The sequence below is a fragment of the Pseudoglutamicibacter albus genome (assembly GCF_022346425.1).
Classification (GTDB): domain Bacteria; phylum Actinomycetota; class Actinomycetes; order Actinomycetales; family Micrococcaceae; genus Pseudoglutamicibacter; species Pseudoglutamicibacter albus.
The window spans coordinates 1-17,986 of sequence record NZ_JAKRCW010000011.1 but is presented as its reverse complement, the minus strand read 5'-3'; the positions used below and the strand labels follow the sequence as shown (position 1 = coordinate 17,986).

The following is a 17,986-nucleotide window of genomic DNA, read 5'->3' as shown; positions in this document are numbered from 1 at the left end:
ATTGGAGCCTCGCATAAGGCCAGAAAACACCTCGGGAAATGACATGCCATCACACGTTTTAGAACTTACCCGCTACTACTCTGAAGTCCAGCGTCGCTCTAACCTTCACGATGTGGACTTCGGCTCGGACGCTCCCCACGTCACTGTCGATGTTGACGAATTCCGAGAGGGCAAACTGAATGAACAGTCTGTCGCTCAGCTTTTCGCACTTGCTCAAGAAACGAAGGGTGCACAACGAAAGAGAAAAGCGAAGTTAAGCGAATCGGCAACCGAACTGGAGTCTCCGGACCCGAAAGCGAAGCCAATCCAAGTCATCATCTCGTGCGTGACTCTACGTCAGAACGCGCAGACAACCGGTCTGTTGTTAGTTCCCGCATCATTGTCACCAGACGGTGGCCTCTCAGCTGATCTGCAAAGCTCAGAACCATGGATTCCCGCCAGGCGTATGCGAACTCCAGGTATGACCGAACGCGAAGTCATGGTCGGCAACTTGTCTTCATTCTGGAAATGGCGAATAGGGGAAGGGCAAGAGTTAACGTCAACAGCTGAGGAGTGGTGCGATGTTGTTGACCTCAGTTTTGATCTCTTTCGTAGCGTCGCTGACGACAACTTTTCGCAAATCAAGCGAAATCACGCGAGCCTCAACACAGATGTTTCGACCGAGATCATCGAGGACAAATGTTTCATATCACCAGGTGAAGTGATTACGGCAAACGGAGCCGTGCTGGAGTTGTACCGATTCCTGGAAAACGGAGCTTATTCTGATGCCCCTGTTTACCAGCAGCTCCTATCAGGGGGCTCGGACCAGCGCATTCAATCTGATGGCATAGACCTTTACATTGACACACTGCAAGAGGCGGCCACGAGGTCAACAGGCAGTATGAGTGATGAGTTCCCTCTGACTGAATCTCAGCGCCGAGCTGTGCATGCTTTTCACCTAGACGGTCCAGCATCTATTACCGCAGTCAGTGGCCCTCCGGGCACCGGCAAAACTACTATGTTGCAATCCGTTGTTGCTAGCCTCATCGTTTCGCACGCACTCGAAGAGAAACCTGCGCCCCTGATCGTCGGCACGTCGACCAACAATCAAGCGGTCACCAACATCATCGATTCGTTTAGCAAAGTCACGAAGAAAAACCCTGGGATACTCGACAAGCGCTGGCTGCCGGTAGCGTCAGAGGGCAGAGCATCAAAAGAGTCGCTCAACGGTATTGCTACGTACTGTCCGTCTCAAGCGAAGGTGCAAGACGCTAAGAAAAAGGGATACCTACTCGAGGACACACGCAAGGGTGGCGTTTATAGCGACTACTCGGAGCAAGAATATGTGCCGGATGCAACGAGCTTTTTCTTGCAAGAATGCGCTGAGTACTTACCTCAGATAACGGTGAGTCCGACTAACGATCTGAAGAAAGCCCTGAAAACGCTACGCAAAGCACTGAGCAAGTGCGAAGCCGCTCGCCGTGACCTCATTCAGAAGCGCACTCTAGCCGATCGCCGAGCTAACACTCAGCTGGGCTCCTTTACTTCCAAGGCCAGCGAGGTGGCCCAGCAACTTGCGGATCATCAACGTCAACTCCAAGCGTGGAGCCAACACCTACATCGTGTAGAAGACGAAGAAAACACCAGCCTCATTGAGCAAGAGTTTGTTATCGACATGCACTACGACGAGGACGAGCCAGCCGAAAGGTTCGGCACGCTCGATGAGTTCGTGGCTTTCTACCGTCGTACCGTGGCGTCACTAACACACGAAATGGCTAGCCTGAACCGGGAGATTGAGCAAGTAAAGCGCGATGCATATCGTGCCCACGAAGAGTACCTGAAGAACATCGCCACCTCGATCTACGCTGTTGAGAGATTCGGCTTGCTGTCGCCTGAGCAGGTTGAGGAATTGAAAAAGGCCACCGACCTATATGAGCTTGATCAGCAGCTTGATGTCACGGTCCGTTACGCTCAGTTCTGGTTAGCTATCCACATTTACGAGGCTGAATGGTTGCTCGCGGCCGCGGGTGACGAACTCATACCGCACGATGAGCGTTATCGCACAACCGCTTCCCACATGGAGAAGTACTGGCAACAAGTCACCGCTTTGACGCCATGCTTTGTCATGACGGTTTATCAGCTACCCAAGTATTTCAAGCTGTGGACTGAGAAGGGCGAAAAGCCGCGGTTTGACCTGAGGCGACCAGACCTCCTGATCGTAGATGAAGCTGGCCAAGTTGATATTTCAGTCGGGGCTTCTGCCTTTGCGCTTCCGAAACGAGCTCTCGTTGTGGGCGATGTCTTGCAACTTGCACCAGTGTGGAGCATTGACCCGGAAAGCGACCGAGAAATGGCATCGACTTTCGGTTTGGGCGACCACTGGGACCACATGGGTGATAGTGGAATAACGTCGTCCGATCATTCTTCAGTGATGGCGGCCGCGAGCTCGGCAAGCCGTTGGTGCTATGGACCAGACTTGGACCCGGGCCTTTTCCTGGCAGAACATTTCCGCTGTCACACAGACATCATCGAATACTGCAATGACCTGCTCTATAAGGGCATGCTCAAGCCGAGCCGTCCTCTGGACGGCTACAAGCTCAAAAATAAGACGGCCAGCCCTTTCCTGTTTAAGACAGTTCCGAATTCTAAGGACCAACGGAAAGGCCCGAGCCGGGTTAACTTCCAAGAAGCTACAGCGATCGCAACGTGGGTTCGCGATAACTTCGATTTCTTCCGCGCAATCTATAATCCCGAAGAAGATGTGCAGAAGGACAAAACAATCGTCGGAGTGGTCACTCCCTTTGCCGCTCAAGCGAGTGTGATTAAGCAACGTATCGCTAGCATTGTGGACCCTAGCGTCCGGGACAAGATTACGGTTGGAACTGCACACACTCTTCAAGGGGCAGAACGCTCAGTTGTTCTCTTCTCTCCGGTGTATGGGGACAACTCAGGCCAAGCGGGCTTCATCGACGGAACGCTCGAACTCATGAACGTAGCGGTGTCGCGTGCGAAAGATCTCTTTATTGTTTTCGGCAGTGTAAAGCGCTGGAATGACGCTGGGCCTGTATTCAGTCTTGTCAAGAAGCATGCTGTTCTAGATGACTGCGACTTCGCGCGACGCCACACAAGCGGTGCTTGCGAGCTTGGTGAAGTTGAGCTGGAAAACGCACAGCCTCGCACATTAGCAGCAGCGGAACTAGAGCTTGGAAGTGAAGTCTCAGGGCCTCGCGAAGCTGTGATTCCGTTCGTTGATCGTCACGCTCCTGGATATCGCATTGCTGCGGAGATACTTAAAGACTGGCGTGAAACTAACGTTCTATCGGCGGATCAAAAGGTCAACGCTTCTCATCTGAATGAAGCGTTATCAAGGTACGGACTTATCACGCGCACCGGCTCAAGTTGGAAGCCCACCCCACGTGGTGTGGACTACGGTATCGCGCTCTACGAAGGTCAAGGGAAGAACGGGCCGTACACGAACCTTATTTACTCGCCGGATGCGCAGGAGAAGCTGACGGAGTTCGCTCGCGACGGGAAGATCGGACCTTCGTAGAACGACGAACCGGCCTGCTTGGTGCACAAAGCCGCCGCTGACAACCGGGTGGTTGTCAGCGGCGGCGGTGCGGCTGGGTTGCGCTGCTTGTGTGCCTAGTGCAGCGTCGCGTCAATCTCATGGAGCGTTGCGTCAACTAGCCCAGCGTTGAATCAACGTTGCTTTGATTCAACCCAGTACGGTTTAGCTCAGCACGCCCTGCTGAGCGGCCGCCTACTTGGCGGCTGGTACTGGCTGGTCGAGGCCGAGCTTGCGGCGGTCGCGCTGCTGGTTGATGCCGAGGCAGCCGATGATGCCGGCGATGACCATCATCGCGCCGGTCAGGAGGAACGAGTTCTCGTAGCCGATCGCCTCGGTTGCTGCCGCGCTGACGAGAAGTCCGACGATCGCTGGGGCTAGCAGGCCGCCCGAGGTCAGGAATGCGTTAGTGATCTGCAGTACGGCGCCGCGCTGGGAGATGCTCGTGGTCTCTGCGGCGACGAGGTAGGTGACAGCGAACAGGGCTGGGGCGGTACCGAACCCGAAGGTGAAGAACACCAGTGCAAGCGTCGGGTTGTCTGCCCACGTGCCGGCCAGGACCATGATGCCGGAGAAGGCTGCTGCAAGGCCGAGCACCCAGCCGCGGGAGAAGCGGGTAGCGATTCCGCGGTTGCCGAGGTATTCGGTGAGCCAGCTCAAACCGACCGTGCAGATGGTTCCCCAGATAGCTGGCAGCGCGATCATCGAGCCGGCTTGCTGGGTGGACATTCCGTACACGGTTTCGAAGTATGCCGGCAGCCAGGTCATTGCCACGGTGAAGGTCCAGTAGCCCAGGAAGGAGCAGAGGACCGCGAGCAGCCAGCTTGGTGTCAGGAAGGACTTGAGGTATTTGACCTTCGAGTCAGCGGCGATGGTGGTTTCGTCAGGGGTGGTACCTTCGATGCGGTGCTCGGCCTCAACCGAGGTGTATGGGCCTTCCTTGCCCAAGAAGAGCCAGAGAACAGCCCAGACAACACCGATGAGGGCGACGAAAACGAAGGCTGCTTTCCAGCCGTGTGCGGCGGTGATCCACGCGATGACTGGCGCGAAAGCGACGATGCCGAGTGTCACGCCAGCCGAGGCCAGTGCCGCTGGGGTCGCGGAACGCTTGGCGGGGAACCACTTGTACACCGCGTGCATCGTGATCGGGGCCAGCGGGCCTTCGCCGGCACCGAGCAGGAGGCGGCTGATCCACAGTGCCGGTAGGGATGCGAACAGGATGACTGGAACCTGGGAGAGCGACCAAACCAGGCACAACACGAGTAGGATCCATTTGGCTTGGATCCGGTTTGCGATAGGTGCTGCCACGAACTGGGCGACACCGAAGAGCATGAAGACGGCGCTACCCAACAGGCCGAACTGTGCTGGCGTGATACCCAGGTCACGCATCAAAGGCATCGCGACGATGCCGAGGATCGCTTTATCCGCCCAGCTGATCATCATCAGGATCAGCAACATGACTGCGATGGACCAGCCGTAAGCGTTGCGTTTGCGTGCGGTCCAGTTGGCTGGGTCCGAGGCATCGAGCGGAGGGAGCGTATTCACCTCGACTTTTTTCGCATCGATTGACATGTCTTTCCTATCTCTACTTTTGGGCAGGGGTGATAACCCGCACGGCTCGCGCAGGTTGTGATGGGGTGAGGGAAAGGCTTACTTAGCCGCGCTGATCTCTACTGGCAGCGATTCGAAACCGCGAAGTACGTTGTGCAGGATCGGTTGTGGTTCTCCTGCCAGGGAGATGGTGTCGACGTGTTCCAGCATTTGCTGCAGCACGATTTCCATTTCTAGTCGCGCAATCGGCTGGCCGACGCACTGGTGCAGGCCCATACCGAAAGCGACGTGTCCAGAGGACGTTCTGTCCAGGCTGAACTTGGTTGCGTCTGGGCCCCACTTCTCCGGATCACGGTTAGCGGCACCCAAGAACACGAGCACTTTAGTCCCGGCCGGAAGGTCCACTCCGCCGAGGGTCGTGTCAGTGCTGACAGTTCGGTGGAACTTCTGGAACGGCGATTCCAGGCGCAGCGCCTCATCGATCGCGAACTTCGCTAGATGCGGCTGCTTGCGTAGCTCTTGCCAGGCTTCTGGTTCGCCGGCGAGCACGGAGAGAACGTTGCCGATCCCGAAGATGGTGGTGTCCACTCCCGCAGACAGCAACGCACGCACCAGCAGGGTTGCCTGCTGCTCGGTAATCAGCCCATCCTCGACGCGTTCCCAAATCTTGGCGCCGAAACCGCCGGGGGAGAGGGACTCGTGCTCGCACGCCTTCATCACGACCGCGGAGTGTTCATCCGCGTGGGCGAAGGCTTGTTCGTAGATGTAGTTCTCCGGGCCGAAAGCGTTGAAAACCATATTGCCGTACGGCAGAAGATGCTCCCGTCCCTCTTCCGGAATACCCACCGCGTCAGGGAAGACCCGGATGGGGTAGAGCTCAGCGAGGTCCTTGATCGCGTCGAAATGGGTACGATGCGCAAGCTCAGAAACCAGTTCCGCCGCTGGCGGGGTGAACGGTTCACGCAGCTTACGTACCGTGCCAGGGTTGATGACCCCGGTCAGCGCTCGCCGCATGAGCGTGTGGATGGGTGGATCGGATTCGAGGATGCTTGGCGGGCGCCAGCCTTCGTCTTTGCGGATGTCGCGAGGGCCGAGGCCGCCGGAGGAAACGTAGGTCTCAAAGTCCTTGAGCACCTCATAGACCTCTTCATAACCGGTGATCGCGTAGATCCCGGTGGCTTCGAGGTAGCTGACAGGCCCTGCTGCTGCGAGCCGTTCCAGGAAGGGGTAAGGGTCCAGCAGCGCTGATTCGCTGTAGGGGTCTTCGGTGAAAACAGGTACGTTCTCTAACGTCTTCATTGCTCTACTCCCAGAGTTTTATAAGTCCAGCACACGGGTAACAAAGCCAGCGCAGGGGCTAAAAGTTCGGCGCGGGTTTATAGGTCTAGAACGAGTCGGTTGCAGCCGGCCGCTGCACGTGAAACGCACACCATCATGACGTCGCCGGCGTCCTTGTCTTCCTGGGTGAGGGCGGCATCGCGGTGTTCAACCTCGCCTGAGATGATGCGGGTTTCGCACGTACCGCACAGGCCAGCGCGGCAACTGGAAAGCACCCGGGTGCCGTTTTCCTCCATGACTTCGAGGATGGACTTCTCAGGTGGAACGGTGAACTCTTTACCGCTGCGGGCAAGCTCCACAGAGAACGGATCCTGGTTTCCGGCCGCACCCAGCGTGCCGGCAACAAACCGTTCGGTGTGCAACGAGCCTGGAGGCCAACCCATGCAGAAATCCTCGATCGCTTCCAGCATCCCGCCCGGGCCGCACGCATAGATCAGCATGTGAGCTCGCGGCAGAGCGAGGATGCTCTCCAGATCCAGGCGGCCCCGGCCATCCTCATCGAAGATGTGCACCTTCTCGGTGCCGTACTGCTCTTCCAGCTGCTCAACTAGCGCCATCGATGCCCGGCTGCGGCCGCCGTAGTACAGCTGCCATTCCCGGCCCTGCTCCTCAACCTGCTGGATCATCGAAACCAGAGGCGTGATGCCGATGCCGCCGGCCACGAACATGTACTTACGGGAATCAACCAGAGGGAAGTTATTCCGCGGCGCTGAGATGCTGAGGCGCTCGCCGGCGCGCAGGTTGTCGTGGATCCATTCGGAGCCGCCGCGTGAATCGAGGGTCCGCAGCACGCCAACGCGTAGCTGGGTCAAATCATCCATAGGTGACCACAGGGAGTACTGGCGGATCAGACCATTGCCTAGATGCAAGTCAATGTGGGAGCCCGGAGTCCAGTGCGGGAACTCTTGGCCATCGCGGCGGCGCAGCACGAGTGACAGAACGCCCTCAGCAATGTCATCGACTTCGTCAACCACAACGTCGATGAGTTCTGGGGTTTCTTCGGTAGCTGTGGGTGTCACTATGAGCTCACTCCTAGAACAAGCCTCGTGGGTCAGTGGGGAACAAGATTCGTCGGGGCTACCCCTTGATACGCGGGGTAGCGGTTACTCGTGAAGCAACCCTAGGACTAGTTGTGTCACACATCACAAAACATTCCATCCAATGGAAACACCGGTGTGGTGTTGCGGTTTGGAGCTGAGAACCCTAGTTTCCGGCTAATGGAAAATCTAGCCTGTTGATGAGTCAACGTGTACATGATTATCATTAGCGGAATAAGATAAGGCGACAATGGTTTGAAAGTGGGTCCATGACAACGATGCGCGGGCAGAGTTCTTCTCACAGTGAGACTGCTTCATGGCTGTGCGTGGTCCTGATGGGCATCATCAGCGCCGTCCACGTCTGGAAGCTGCCGCCAGCGCTTGGGTCGCTGAGCTCAGAGCTTGGTATCCAGCTGGTGCAGGCGGGAGTCCTTATCGGAATCATTCAGGTGGCTAACATCATTGGTGGCTTGCCAACGGCGTGGATGGGGGAGCGGCTTGGGCTACGCAGAGTCATCCTGGCCGGGATGGTCCTGTTGAGCTTCGGCTCCATACTGGGCGCGTTGGCGTCCTCGCCCGCGATGATCTTCATTTCGCGGGCCGTCGAGGGGATCGGCTTCCTGTTTTGTGTGGTTTTGGGGCCACCGCTACTTCGGGATCGGTTCGAACCGCCGCACGTGCATCGCGCTCTGACTGCGTGGGCGACCTTTCAGGGCCTTGCGGCGTTCATCGGTTTCACGGTGGGTACGTTCATGGTTCCGGAGTTCGGGTGGCGGCCGATGTGGATTGGCGCGGCCTGCATCACCCTGCTTTTGATCCCGTTCGTGATCTTCCTGGTGCCGAAAGACCCGGCGGGCAGCGTCGGCGATGCGGCGGCTGGTTCAGCTAAGATGTGGCCGCTGGTGCGCGTCACCATATCGCGTCCGGGGCCGTGGCTGGCCGGCGTAATTTTCGCTTGCTACAGCAGTCAATGGTTGGCGGTTCTGGGCTTCTTGCCGCGCATCTATGAACAGTACGGGATCCAGCAGCCCGGCGCGGGTCTGATGTCCGCGTTCGTGGGCGGGGCCAACATCCTCGGCGCGCTGGGGGCTGGCGTGCTGGTGCACAAGGGTATCAAGGAAAAGTACCTGCTGATCATCGCTTTGGGTGCCATGGCGGTGACGTCCTTCGGGCTTTTCGCGATCCCGTGGCAACAGACAGCCCACCCGGCGTTGGCGACCTTCCTCTTCGCGGTCGCGTTCTCCGCGATCGGTGGCGCAGCACCCATGTTGTTGACGCGAATGATCGGCGAACTGGCTCAACCGGACGGATCGAGTGCCGTGGTGATGGGGCTCATGCAACAGATTTTCAACCTCGGCAGCTTCCTCGGGCCGTTCCTCATCGCGTGGTTCGCGGTCCAAACCGGCGGCTGGGAAAGCTCCTGGATGCTCACCGGCGCGCTCAGCCTGCTCGGCATTGTGGGCACCATGATCTTGCTGAAAGAGAAGCCGGAACGCGAGAGCTAGTCGCCGACTTCGAGTGTTCGGGAGATGCCGCGCGCCGCGATCTTCAGCACCGGCACCACGTTGCCGATGGGCGCCATCGCATCCTGGGTCACGATCCCCAGCCCCGCGATGATGTGCCCGGTGGCCGGCGAGAAAACCGGCACCGCGATCGCGAAGTTGTTCTCCCCGCTTTCCCGTTGCGTGGTCGCGAACCCTTGCGAACGGATCCGGGCGATGTGCTGGATCAGTTCCGTTTTCCGCCCGATCGTGTGGCTCGTGTGCCGCGGTAGTTCGGCCGGCAACTCCTCCAGTAGGTGTGGGGAGCCGTAGGCGAGCATCAACTTACCGGCCGCGCTCGAATGCAGGTCCATGCGCTCGCCGACCCTGCGGAACGGGGCACCCGTGTTGGTACCGGAGATACGTTCCACCAGCAGCACTTCTTGCTGGTCCAGGATGAACAGGTTCACCACATTGTGGGTCACAAACAGCACATCCTGCATGTAGGGGGAGGCGACTTCGGCCACATCCCGCTGGGCGGAAGCGAGCAGGCCGATGCGCCACAGCTTTTGGCCGATGCGGTAGCGGCCTGATTTCTTTTCCAGGCCGCCCCACATCGTGAGTTGGTTGACGAGCCGGTGCGCGGTCGCCAACGGTAGGTCTGCGCGGCGGGCGATACCGCTGAGGGATTGTTCGCGTTGCGTGCTGTCGAAGGTGTCGAGGATCCGTAGCGCCCGCGAGGTCACCGAGATGGACGGTGCCTCCGAGTTTTGTGAAGTCGAACGGCTGGCCGGGTTGCCTCGCCGCTGCGGTGCACGGTTAGCCATGGTTAGAGGTTTCCACTCCGGCGGGACGCCACAAGGCCGCCGTCGACGCGGATGTCGGTTCCGTTGACCCATCGGGCGGAGTCGCTGAGGAGGAATTCGATGACGTCAGCGATTTCGGCTACTTCACCGAATTTGCCGAGCAGTTTTGAGGCGCCTTCGACTTTCTCGCGGCCGTGATCCTTCTTGAAGTCTTCCAGGATTGGGGTCGATACGGGGCCGGGGCTCACGCTGTTGACCCGGACTTTCTGCGGCAGGAGGGAGGTGGCGAGCTTCTCGGTCAGGAGGCGGACGCACTGTTTCGAGAACAGGTAGGACTCATCCTGAACCAGGGCCCACACCTGCTCATCGGCTTTCAGCTCCTCGATGCTGCCGGCCTGGATGGCGCGGTTGGCTTGCGTGAGGTGGCTCCGCCAGTCGAAGGCCACGGAGGAAGCGAGGTTCACGATCCCGGCACCAGTTGCTAGCTGCGGCAACAGCGCCTGGGTGAAGTCGCGCAGGCCGAGCACATTCACCGCCATGACCACCTCGGCCGGTGCGGTGCCGGGGACGCCGGCGATGTTCGCCAGTCCGTCAATGGGGCCGCCAGCCAGCTCGGTGATCTGCGCGACGCCAGCCTGAATGGACTCGGCCGAAGAGAGATCCAGCTGCACAAAGTCCTGGCCTGCATCGGCGTTGGTCTGGGCTGCGTCGGCCGGCGCAGCGCCGGACTGGGTCGCGGCGCCGGTATCGGCGTTGGCTGGTGGGTTGCGGTCCACGCCGATCACGCGGTGGCCGGCCTCGCGTAGCTGCGCGGCGGTCTGGGCACCGATTCCGGAGGAAGCGCCGGTGACAACAAGGGTCTTTTTCATTGGATAGAACCTTTCATGTGAGCTGGATCATGCGTTTGGTTCTATGGTCACCATTCTGCCTCATTGGCGCAGAGTTTTTTCCAATGGTTGGAAAGTTAACGCCATTGGGTGGCTCGAATCTTCCATGATGTAGAGAAATTACGGCGGCGCTGGCGGCGCCAACGCCAATTCCGCCTCTAGTCCCGTCCAACCCTAGTCCCGTCCAACTCTAGGTCCATGCAACTCTAGTCCCGTCCACTTCTTACAACCGTCCAGTTCTAGCCCCGAAGGTAGGTACACGTGAGCAGCCAGTACGAGGTTTTTGACCCGGCAACACTGGAAGTTGTTGCGCAGGTTCCGGAAAACACGGCCGAAGACACGCGGCAGGCAGCAGTCCGCGCCCGTGCGGCGTTGCGTGGTTGGCGGCGTGACCGTGGGGCGCGTGCTGAGGCGCTGGTGAAGATCGCGGAGAAGATCGAGGCGAACCTCGATTCTTTGGGTGAGGTGCTCTCGCGTGAGCAGGGTAAACCGGTGGGTGAGGCGAAGATGGAGTTCACGGTCGCGGCCGGCCTGTTCCGTTACTACGCAACCTTGGACTGGGATGAAGTGATCAGCCTCCCGGAGCGCGATGGCCGCAACGTCGAGGTCCTGAACCGCCCGGTGGGGGTGGTGGGGACCATCACTCCGTGGAACTTCCCGATCTCCCTGCTGTGCGTCAAGCTGGCTCCCGCGCTGATCGCCGGTTGCACGGTGCTGACGAAGCCGGCTCCGACCACCCCGGCTTCAGCTATCGCGTTGATTGAGCTGATGAACACCGTGCTGCCCGAGCATGTTGTGCAGGTCCTGACCGGATCCAACCGCACCGTGAGCGTTGCATTGGCTTCCGAGCCGCTGGTCAACAAGATCTCCTACACCGGCTCCACCAAAGTGGGCACCTCGTTGATGCAGCAGGCCGCTGAAAACGTCACCCGCGTGACCATGGAGCTCGGCGGTAATGACGCCGCCATCGTGCTGGAGGATGCCGACATCGAGGTGACCGCACGCGGCATCGTCGGCAGTGCTTTCCGAAATGCCGGACAAGTGTGCATGGCGGTCAAGCGCGTGTATGTGCCGGAAGCGTTGCGCGCGGACTTCACTGACGCTGTGCTGGCTGAGGTCAATAAGTTTGTGCTCGGCCACGGAATTGATGCGGCAACCACGCTGGGCCCGATGCATAACGCGAGCCAGCGTGACTATGTGCGGGAACTGGTCGATGCGGCCGCAGCCGACGGTGCCACTGTTCTTGCCGGGCATCAGCGGTGCGAACTTCCAGGCTATTTCCAGACCCCGACCATCGTGGCGGGTGCGGAACAGGGCATGCGTATCGTGCGGGAGGAACAGTTCGGTGCCGCCTTGCCGATCGTGACGTACAGCTCGGTTGATGAAGCGATCGAGCTTGCGAACGATTCCGAGTTCGGGTTGGGTGCTTCGATCTGGACGCCGGATGTGGAGCGGGCGCGGCAGCTCGCGCCGGAGCTGGAGGCCGGCACGGTCTGGATCAATCAGCACACGGTCGTTGAGCTGGATGCGCCGTTTGGTGGCTGGAAGCAGTCCGGGGTTGGTCGCGAGCGCGGCCGTTGGGGCTTGGACGCCTACCTCGAGCCGACCACCGTCAACTGGCGTGCACATCAATAACGGGCACATAACTAAAAGGACATTGACATGAGCGTTGAACTGATCACCCTTGGCACGGCTGCAGGCCCGGCGATCCGCGGGAGCGAACCCGGTATTTGCTCCGCGGTGTGGGTGGGGGACAGGTTTTATTTGATCGATTTCGGGCTGGGCTGCACACGAGCTGCCGCTGAGGCCGGGTTGAAAGGCAAACATTTCACGGCTGGTTTCGTGACTCACTTGCACTCTGACCACGTGGTGGAGCTACCGGGTTTCCTGCTGTGGAACTGGGGTAAACCGGTTGAGGGGTTCACGGAGCCGTTCCGGATTGTGGGGCCAGGTAAGGACCCGCAGCGCGAGGGCGGCGAGGAGCTGGCCGGGACCGCGGAGCTGGTGGGCAAGACTCTCGAGGGGTTCTCCTACGATATCGACATCCGGATCCAGGATGAGGCCCGCCCCAACCTGCACGAGCTGGTGCAGACCGAAGAAATCACGGTCCCTGAGGAGCCGATCTTCGAGGTGTACCAAGACGACGCGGTGAAGGTGACGGCGACGTTGGTGGACCACCCGCCGGTCTACCCGGCGTTCGCGTTCCGATTCGACACCGCCGAAGGCTCCATCGTGTTCTCGGGAGACACCGCTAAATCCGAGGCCCTCGTCGAATTGGCGCGGGGTGCGGACATTCTGGTGCATGAGGCCGTGAACCTTGACTTCTATAAAGAACAAGGTTTCTCTGGCGCGTTCCTGAACCACCAAGCCTGCTCCCACACCTCACCGGCCGATGCCGGAGCAGTGGCGCAGGAAGCCGGCGTGGGCCGCTTGGTGTTGTCCCACCTCGCCGGAGTCGCGCCCGAGCAGTGGTGGGCAGAACAAGTCGCAACCCAGTTCCACGGCCCCATCTCAGTGGCGCGCACAGGCAACCGCTACGCGCTCGCCGAGCAGCCGGTGCTGGGGTGAGTGGGGTTTAGATCCAGGCAGGGAAACGGGGCCGTTTTGCGCGGTTGAGTGACGGTGTCAGTGCGGGGTCGAGGTACGGGCGACAGATTCAGTGGAGACCGTAGCGTGTGCGGACGCGTGCCACTAGCTCGTCGCAGTCTATGCGGCCGGCGATGTACTCGTCCGCGTCTGCGCGCGTGGGATCCGTTACCGTCAGGCCTTCCATTTCGCTGCTGTGGATCGCTTCGGAGACACGACGAGCACGTTCAGTCTTGGTTACGGTGTTGCAATCCGGTGCGGCCATGCCAGCTTCCTCTCGCTTGGTCAGGATCGTGCGACGGAAGAGGAAATCTTGTTCCTCTGACCATCACTGTCTTGGCTCACGCGCCCGCCGCAGCGCACAGCTCAGGGAACCGACTCTCCCACAACTCGCGTACACGCCGTGGCAACAGCAACTCCGACCACACAGCCACGAGCCGGTCCCGGTTCACAATCGCTACCTGATCTGCAACGGTGCCATCAGCCAACACCGCCCGATATGCCAGGCCTACCCCGCCTTCAGTATCAAGATCGACACGGCCGCCACCCGGTGCCCACAGCACTGTGTGAGGTAACTCGACTACACCGCCGCTTGGTCCTTGCAAATCATCCAGACTTCCGGGGATTTCATACGGCTTCACATCGCGAAAGAACACGCGCCGCTCGGGCCAGCGTTCCTCAATGTCGAACTTCGTAGCCACAGTGCCGCTCTCCCTCCTGAGGCTCGGGTCATTCTACCGGAGTAGCCGAAAATGATCGTTAGTGGGTGTTATTGCCCCATCGGTCGCTCCGGAGTGGCCGGGCGGTGTGGTTTTGCTTTAGAGCTCGCCGATGACGACGTTCCATTCCGCGATCGCGCGGTGGGTGATGATGCCGTGATGGTTGAAAGGGTCGGCGTCGAGGACTCGGCCGGCTTCGTCGGCGGTGTCGGCGCGGACGATGATGAGGGCGCTACCTGGTTCGGTTACCTTGGGGCCGGAGAGGAGTACGGTGCCGGCTTTGCGTTGTTCGGTGAGGAACGCACGGTGTTCGGGCCGGTGTTTCTGGATGAGTTCGGCGTCGTCGATGTAGGTGTATTCAACCGCGAAAATAGCCATGAAGCGCTCCCTTAAGGATTGTGTGGGCCGTTCATTTCAGCATAGTTGAAGCGGTGCATCGAGCGGCAGGCGGGCGCTCACAAAATAGCAGTATAACTCTGGTTATATTTTCGGTAGGCTAGAAGTGGAGGTAGACACTATGACGATGAAAAACGTTCCCCCTGAAGTACTCGCTGCACGGAAAGCACAGTATTTGCGGAACATCGCAGAGCTGGATTACCGGCGCAATCTGCTACGGCTGCAACAGCTTGGATTGCCTCAGACGGAGATTGCCAGCCTGTTGAGGGTTTCGCAACCGAATGTTCAGAAGATCTTGCAGCGGTCTGCGTCAATCTCGATGCCTTGTGAAGGTTTTTCTGGCGCAGATCCCTATGAGATTTGTGAACGATATGCCGCTGGCCTGATTGATCGCGCGCAGCTTGTGGATGAGTTGACGCGTTGGGAGTACGTACCGCAGGCACAAACCAACGATTTGTTCGACGATTTGCTGATGGACGCTCCGGGTTCGGTTGATGACCTGGACCGCGCGTTGAGCTGTGGATTGATCGACGACGAGCTGTACGACGAGATTGCCGATCGCAACGAAGCACGGAAGACGGCAGAGTGACCCCAGAGTAGAGGCACATCCAGGTCGGGATCATCCCCGCAGGTGCGGGGAGCTCAAGAACAACCCAGCCCCGACGCCGCCACGCCACGGGCCATCCCCGCCAGCGCGGGGAACTCAAAGCTACGCACAGATCGGCAAGATTCTAGGTGTTAGCGCAGCGAGCATTCATAGAGCTTTGAACCTACATCCCTAGTAATCGCCTATAACACATATTATAATTGAAATGCAAGGATTCTGATTTCCCGTCTTAGGAGGTAGTCATGAACCAGGTTCTTGAATCGCCACGCGATAGTGAGATAGCAGCTGATTTGCTGCGCGCCAGAGAGCTATCGGAGGTTGCGCTGCTGGACTATAAGCGGAAGCTGAGGGCGGCCGCTAAACAAATGACACAGAAGCAAATTGCGGAAATCGTGCGCTTGTCGCAGCCAGCAATTGCTACAGCTTTGAAGCGTGCTGCAAAGGTTCCTGATGCTGTTGCGGACTTCAAAGCTGCGTCACCGCATGAGGTGTGCCAGCGGTACGCTGCTGGGCTGATTAGCCGCGAAGAAGTTGTGCGCGAGCTGGTAGCGTGGCCGTACAACGATACGCCGAAGTTCAATGAATTTGGCGAAGTCCAGGGCGTCACCTCCGGTACGTTTACGGACGTGGAGAACGCTGTCATGTTTGGTTTGATTGATGACTCAATCTATGAGGAAGTGTTCAACCAACTGGCCGACTAGTCGCGCACCCTAAAGGAGAAAAGTGTGAGTCTAGACGAGACAGTTGCATGACACTACGAAGCACTACAGAGCGTCAACGCAGACCCTGCAATGGACCCTAACGGGCCAAACGCGACCAAATCTAACCCGGCCAATTTTCGGACGCTCGGTAACTCGTCTAGAGCTACCCCTGAACGGAGAAAGGGATCATCCCCGCAGGCGCGGGGAACTCAGAACACCCGCCGAGGTTTAGCGCATGCGCGCCCAGGGGAAAGTCGGAGGGCGGCCGCGCGTCATGGATGCAGACCGCACCGCGACGGCGCGGCAGCTGCGCGAGGAAGGGAAAAGCTATGCGCAGATCGGCAAGATTCTAGGTGTAAGCGCAGCGAGTATTTACCGGTCACTATCGAGTGAAAACCCTTGATCCACAATGATAACTAATGTTATATTTGAAGTGAAGGAATGTTTGTTTCGAGGTTTAGGAGGTTGTTATGAGCCAGCTGATGGAACGTCCGCAGCATGATGAAATGCGTGCGCAGTTGTTGAAAGCTCGGCAGCGTTTAGAGGTTGATGCGCTGGACTACAAGCGCACTTTGAAGGCTGCTGCTGGTGGGATGACTCAGCGTGAGATGGCGGCGTTGCTGGGTATGTCTCAGCCAGCGGTGGCGAAGGCGTTGCAGCGTGCTCAGGCTGTACCGGCTGTGGTTGGTGAGTTCAACGCTGCAAGCCCTTATGAAGTGTGCCAGCGGTACGCGGCCGGGTTTATCGACCGTGAGGAACTGGTGCGCCAGTTGGTTGCATGGCCGTATAAGCCGACTCCTTGGGCGAACGAATACGGCGAGTATGAAGAGAGCCTGGACGGAACTTGGGAAGAAGTAGGTGACGCGCTGCGGCATGAGCTGATTGACGCTGCTACTTACGATGAAGTTTTGATGAAGACGGCTGATTAGGTAGCGAGCAACCGAAGGGTGAATCGTTGGCTAACGACGAATCGATAGAACGACATTACGCGGCGCTGCGTCAGGTGATGGCTGATCCTGATATGAACCCTCGCGGGGCATACTCGACCATCAAACAAGAACAGTATTTTATTCAAAGCGGATCGCGGCCACGTGCTACAGCCGAACGAGAGCTTTTGCATAAGAAGTGGATGCAAGAGGTGATTGATGATTCGGCTAAGCGCGGTGAAATCAAGCACGAGGGACGAGCCATTGTGATGGCTGGACCGCCCGGTGCTGGTAAGGGAACCGTGCAGCGGGAACGCTTGAATGATGTTCCTGGTTATGTGCAGTGTGACCCGGATATGTTCAAAGAGAAGATCATTCAGCATGAGCTGGACAGTGGTAATCTGGATCGTCTGAAAACTCCATTGGTGAAAGAACTTGAAGCCCAAGGGTACACGTTCGCACCAATGGAGTTTGCTGCGTTAGTGCATGAAGAATCGTCCATGCTCAGCCGTAAGCTACAGACGGACTTGCGCAAGGATGGCACGAACTATGTCATTGATACGGTGCTGAAATCGCAAGGTTCGGCGCAGGAGGTCGCTGCTACTTTGGACGAAGGCGGCTACACCTATGATGTGGTGAGCGTGCAAGCTACCTTCGAGGAATCCAAGGCTGGAATTTATGGCCGTTGGAAGGCAGGGCGTGAAGCATTTGAGTGCGGAGAGAGTCAGCTTGGCGGCCGTCCAGTGCCATCGGACTTTGCCAACAATCTGATCACGGCAGATGGAGAGTCAGCTACTGAGGATTCGGCTAAGTGGTTGGCAGAAAGCGGTAAGGGTGTTGTGAGCTTTACGCAATTCCGGCGAGGATCGAGCACACCGGAGATTGACCAGGTGAAGCATGACGGCAAGCTTGCCGCGCAGCGTTGCTACAGCGCGGCAAGCTTTCCCCAAAGCTAATGAAACACAATCAAGGGTACCGAAAATTCATCGCCCAGGTGCGGATAAGGGAAACGGGATAGGCGACTAACTGCACACCGGAGCATCCCCGCAGGCGCGGGGAACTCCGCGCCGCGGTGAGGTCGCCGTCGGTGGTGTCGGGATCATCCCCGCAGGCGCGGGGAACTCATGCGAAGAAGAACGACGTGAAACCGAACCTTGGGATCATCCCCGCAGGCGCGGGGAACTCAGACGATTATCGCGAAGCGTGGTGACGGTGGGGGGATCATTCCCGCAGGCGCGGGGAACTCCGCTTCGGTTTTGGTGGGTCGACGTCTTTGATGGGATCATCCCCGCAGGCGCGGGGAACTCCGCGCCGCGGTGAGGTCGCCGTCGGTGGTGTCGGGATCATCCCCGCAGGCGCGGGGAACTCATGCGAAGAAGAACGACGTGAAACCGAACCTTGGGA

At 58.7% G+C, this 17,986-nt stretch carries 17 protein-coding genes; 9 read left to right on the top strand and 8 right to left on the bottom strand.

Features of this window, described 5'->3' with window-relative positions; all coding sequences use genetic code 11:
- The first annotated feature begins 43 nt into the window (after window positions 1-43).
- Window positions 44-3,529, top strand: coding sequence for a DEAD/DEAH box helicase (locus MHJ63_RS07425; RefSeq protein ID WP_239446806.1), 3,486 nt, complete (start codon window positions 44-46; stop codon window positions 3,527-3,529).
- 213 nt (window positions 3,530-3,742) lie between these two features.
- Here MHJ63_RS07425 and MHJ63_RS07420 read toward each other — a convergent pair whose 3' ends face one another.
- The 3 genes from MHJ63_RS07420 to MHJ63_RS10060 all read right to left on the bottom strand — a co-directional run bounded on the left by MHJ63_RS07420 (window position 3,743) and on the right by MHJ63_RS10060 (window position 7,455).
- A complete protein-coding gene (locus tag MHJ63_RS07420; protein WP_239446804.1) occupies window positions 3,743-5,119 on the bottom strand; it encodes an MFS transporter in 1,377 nt (458 codons plus the stop codon).
- Window positions 5,120-5,197: 78 nt separating this feature from the next.
- Complete coding sequence (locus MHJ63_RS07415) at window positions 5,198-6,397, bottom strand: cytochrome P450 (protein ID WP_239446803.1); 1,200 nt, start codon at window positions 6,395-6,397, stop codon at window positions 5,198-5,200.
- Between the two features lie 77 nt (window positions 6,398-6,474).
- On the bottom strand, window positions 6,475-7,455 hold the full coding sequence (locus MHJ63_RS10060) for a PDR/VanB family oxidoreductase (RefSeq protein ID WP_070507473.1): 981 nt from the start codon (window positions 7,453-7,455) through the stop codon (window positions 6,475-6,477).
- Between the two features lie 353 nt (window positions 7,456-7,808).
- On the opposite strand from MHJ63_RS10060, the gene MHJ63_RS07405 reads away from it, so the two are divergent.
- On the top strand, window positions 7,809-8,978 hold the full coding sequence (locus MHJ63_RS07405; protein WP_239446800.1) for an MFS transporter: 1,170 nt from the start codon (window positions 7,809-7,811) through the stop codon (window positions 8,976-8,978).
- On the opposite strand, the gene MHJ63_RS07400 is transcribed toward MHJ63_RS07405, so the two are convergent.
- Window positions 8,975-9,781 carry an IclR family transcriptional regulator gene (locus MHJ63_RS07400; protein WP_239446798.1) on the bottom strand — a complete coding sequence of 269 codons (807 nt, stop codon included), beginning with the start codon at window positions 9,779-9,781 and terminating at the stop codon, window positions 8,975-8,977. The genes MHJ63_RS07405 and MHJ63_RS07400 overlap by 4 nt on opposite strands.
- Before the next feature lie 2 nt (window positions 9,782-9,783).
- A complete protein-coding gene (locus MHJ63_RS07395; RefSeq protein ID WP_239446796.1) occupies window positions 9,784-10,629 on the bottom strand; it encodes an SDR family oxidoreductase in 846 nt (281 codons plus the stop codon).
- A 279-nt stretch (window positions 10,630-10,908) separates the two neighbouring features.
- On the opposite strand from MHJ63_RS07395, the gene MHJ63_RS07390 reads away from it, so the two are divergent.
- The gene (locus tag MHJ63_RS07390; RefSeq protein ID WP_239446794.1) at window positions 10,909-12,282 is read left to right on the top strand and encodes an aldehyde dehydrogenase family protein; all 1,374 of its coding nucleotides are present in this window, start codon (window positions 10,909-10,911) and stop codon (window positions 12,280-12,282) included.
- Window positions 12,283-12,309: 27 nt separating this feature from the next.
- Entirely contained in the window at window positions 12,310-13,215 is a 906-nt protein-coding gene (locus MHJ63_RS07385) for an MBL fold metallo-hydrolase (RefSeq protein WP_239446793.1), read from the top strand.
- Window positions 13,216-13,303: 88 nt separating this feature from the next.
- On the opposite strand, the gene MHJ63_RS09965 is transcribed toward MHJ63_RS07385, so the two are convergent.
- The 3 genes from MHJ63_RS09965 to MHJ63_RS07370 form a co-directional block, all read right to left on the bottom strand.
- Complete coding sequence (locus MHJ63_RS09965) at window positions 13,304-13,498, bottom strand: antitoxin VbhA family protein (protein WP_275436123.1); 195 nt, start codon at window positions 13,496-13,498, stop codon at window positions 13,304-13,306.
- A gap of 76 nt (window positions 13,499-13,574) precedes the next feature.
- On the bottom strand, window positions 13,575-13,934 hold the full coding sequence (locus MHJ63_RS07375; RefSeq protein WP_239446791.1) for a transcriptional regulator: 360 nt from the start codon (window positions 13,932-13,934) through the stop codon (window positions 13,575-13,577).
- A 117-nt stretch (window positions 13,935-14,051) separates the two neighbouring features.
- Window positions 14,052-14,330, bottom strand: a complete 279-nt coding sequence (locus tag MHJ63_RS07370) for a YciI family protein (RefSeq protein WP_239446789.1) — start codon at window positions 14,328-14,330, stop codon at window positions 14,052-14,054.
- A 139-nt stretch (window positions 14,331-14,469) separates the two neighbouring features.
- On the opposite strand from MHJ63_RS07370, the gene MHJ63_RS07365 reads away from it, so the two are divergent.
- The 5 genes from MHJ63_RS07365 (at window position 14,470) to MHJ63_RS07345 (ending at window position 17,538) form a co-directional block, all read left to right on the top strand.
- Window positions 14,470-14,937, top strand: a complete 468-nt coding sequence (locus MHJ63_RS07365; RefSeq protein ID WP_239446787.1) for a hypothetical protein — start codon at window positions 14,470-14,472, stop codon at window positions 14,935-14,937.
- 260 nt (window positions 14,938-15,197) lie between these two features.
- On the top strand, window positions 15,198-15,656 hold the full coding sequence (locus tag MHJ63_RS07360) for a hypothetical protein (RefSeq protein ID WP_239446786.1): 459 nt from the start codon (window positions 15,198-15,200) through the stop codon (window positions 15,654-15,656).
- Between the two features lie 235 nt (window positions 15,657-15,891).
- Window positions 15,892-16,059 carry a helix-turn-helix domain-containing protein gene (locus MHJ63_RS07355; protein WP_275436122.1) on the top strand — a complete coding sequence of 56 codons (168 nt, stop codon included), beginning with the start codon at window positions 15,892-15,894 and terminating at the stop codon, window positions 16,057-16,059.
- Window positions 16,060-16,126: 67 nt separating this feature from the next.
- Window positions 16,127-16,585 (top strand): hypothetical protein, encoded by a 459-nt coding sequence (locus tag MHJ63_RS07350; RefSeq protein WP_239446785.1) that lies wholly within the window; start codon window positions 16,127-16,129, stop codon window positions 16,583-16,585.
- Between the two features lie 26 nt (window positions 16,586-16,611).
- Window positions 16,612-17,538 (top strand): zeta toxin family protein, encoded by a 927-nt coding sequence (locus MHJ63_RS07345; protein WP_239446784.1) that lies wholly within the window; start codon window positions 16,612-16,614, stop codon window positions 17,536-17,538.
- Window positions 17,539-17,986: the final 448 nt, after the last annotated feature.

Excerpts from the sequence above, each read along its gene's own strand:
- MHJ63_RS07425 (WP_239446806.1), top strand. The coding sequence starts at position 44 with ATGCCATCACACGTTTTAGAACTTACCCGCTACTACTCTGAAGTCCAG.
- MHJ63_RS07420 (WP_239446804.1), bottom strand. The coding sequence starts at position 5,119 with ATGTCAATCGATGCGAAAAAAGTCGAGGTGAATACGCTCCCTCCGCTC.
- MHJ63_RS07415 (WP_239446803.1), bottom strand. The coding sequence starts at position 6,397 with ATGAAGACGTTAGAGAACGTACCTGTTTTCACCGAAGACCCCTACAGC.
- MHJ63_RS07405 (WP_239446800.1), top strand. The coding sequence starts at position 7,809 with ATGGGCATCATCAGCGCCGTCCACGTCTGGAAGCTGCCGCCAGCGCTT.
- MHJ63_RS07400 (WP_239446798.1), bottom strand. The coding sequence starts at position 9,781 with ATGGCTAACCGTGCACCGCAGCGGCGAGGCAACCCGGCCAGCCGTTCG.
- MHJ63_RS07395 (WP_239446796.1), bottom strand. The coding sequence starts at position 10,629 with ATGAAAAAGACCCTTGTTGTCACCGGCGCTTCCTCCGGAATCGGTGCC.
- MHJ63_RS07385 (WP_239446793.1), top strand. The coding sequence starts at position 12,310 with ATGAGCGTTGAACTGATCACCCTTGGCACGGCTGCAGGCCCGGCGATC.
- MHJ63_RS09965 (WP_275436123.1), bottom strand. The coding sequence starts at position 13,498 with ATGGCCGCACCGGATTGCAACACCGTAACCAAGACTGAACGTGCTCGT.
- MHJ63_RS07370 (WP_239446789.1), bottom strand. The coding sequence starts at position 14,330 with ATGGCTATTTTCGCGGTTGAATACACCTACATCGACGACGCCGAACTC.
- MHJ63_RS07365 (WP_239446787.1), top strand. The coding sequence starts at position 14,470 with ATGACGATGAAAAACGTTCCCCCTGAAGTACTCGCTGCACGGAAAGCA.
- MHJ63_RS07360 (WP_239446786.1), top strand. The coding sequence starts at position 15,198 with ATGAACCAGGTTCTTGAATCGCCACGCGATAGTGAGATAGCAGCTGAT.
- MHJ63_RS07355 (WP_275436122.1), top strand. The coding sequence starts at position 15,892 with ATGCGCGCCCAGGGGAAAGTCGGAGGGCGGCCGCGCGTCATGGATGCA.
- MHJ63_RS07350 (WP_239446785.1), top strand. The coding sequence starts at position 16,127 with ATGAGCCAGCTGATGGAACGTCCGCAGCATGATGAAATGCGTGCGCAG.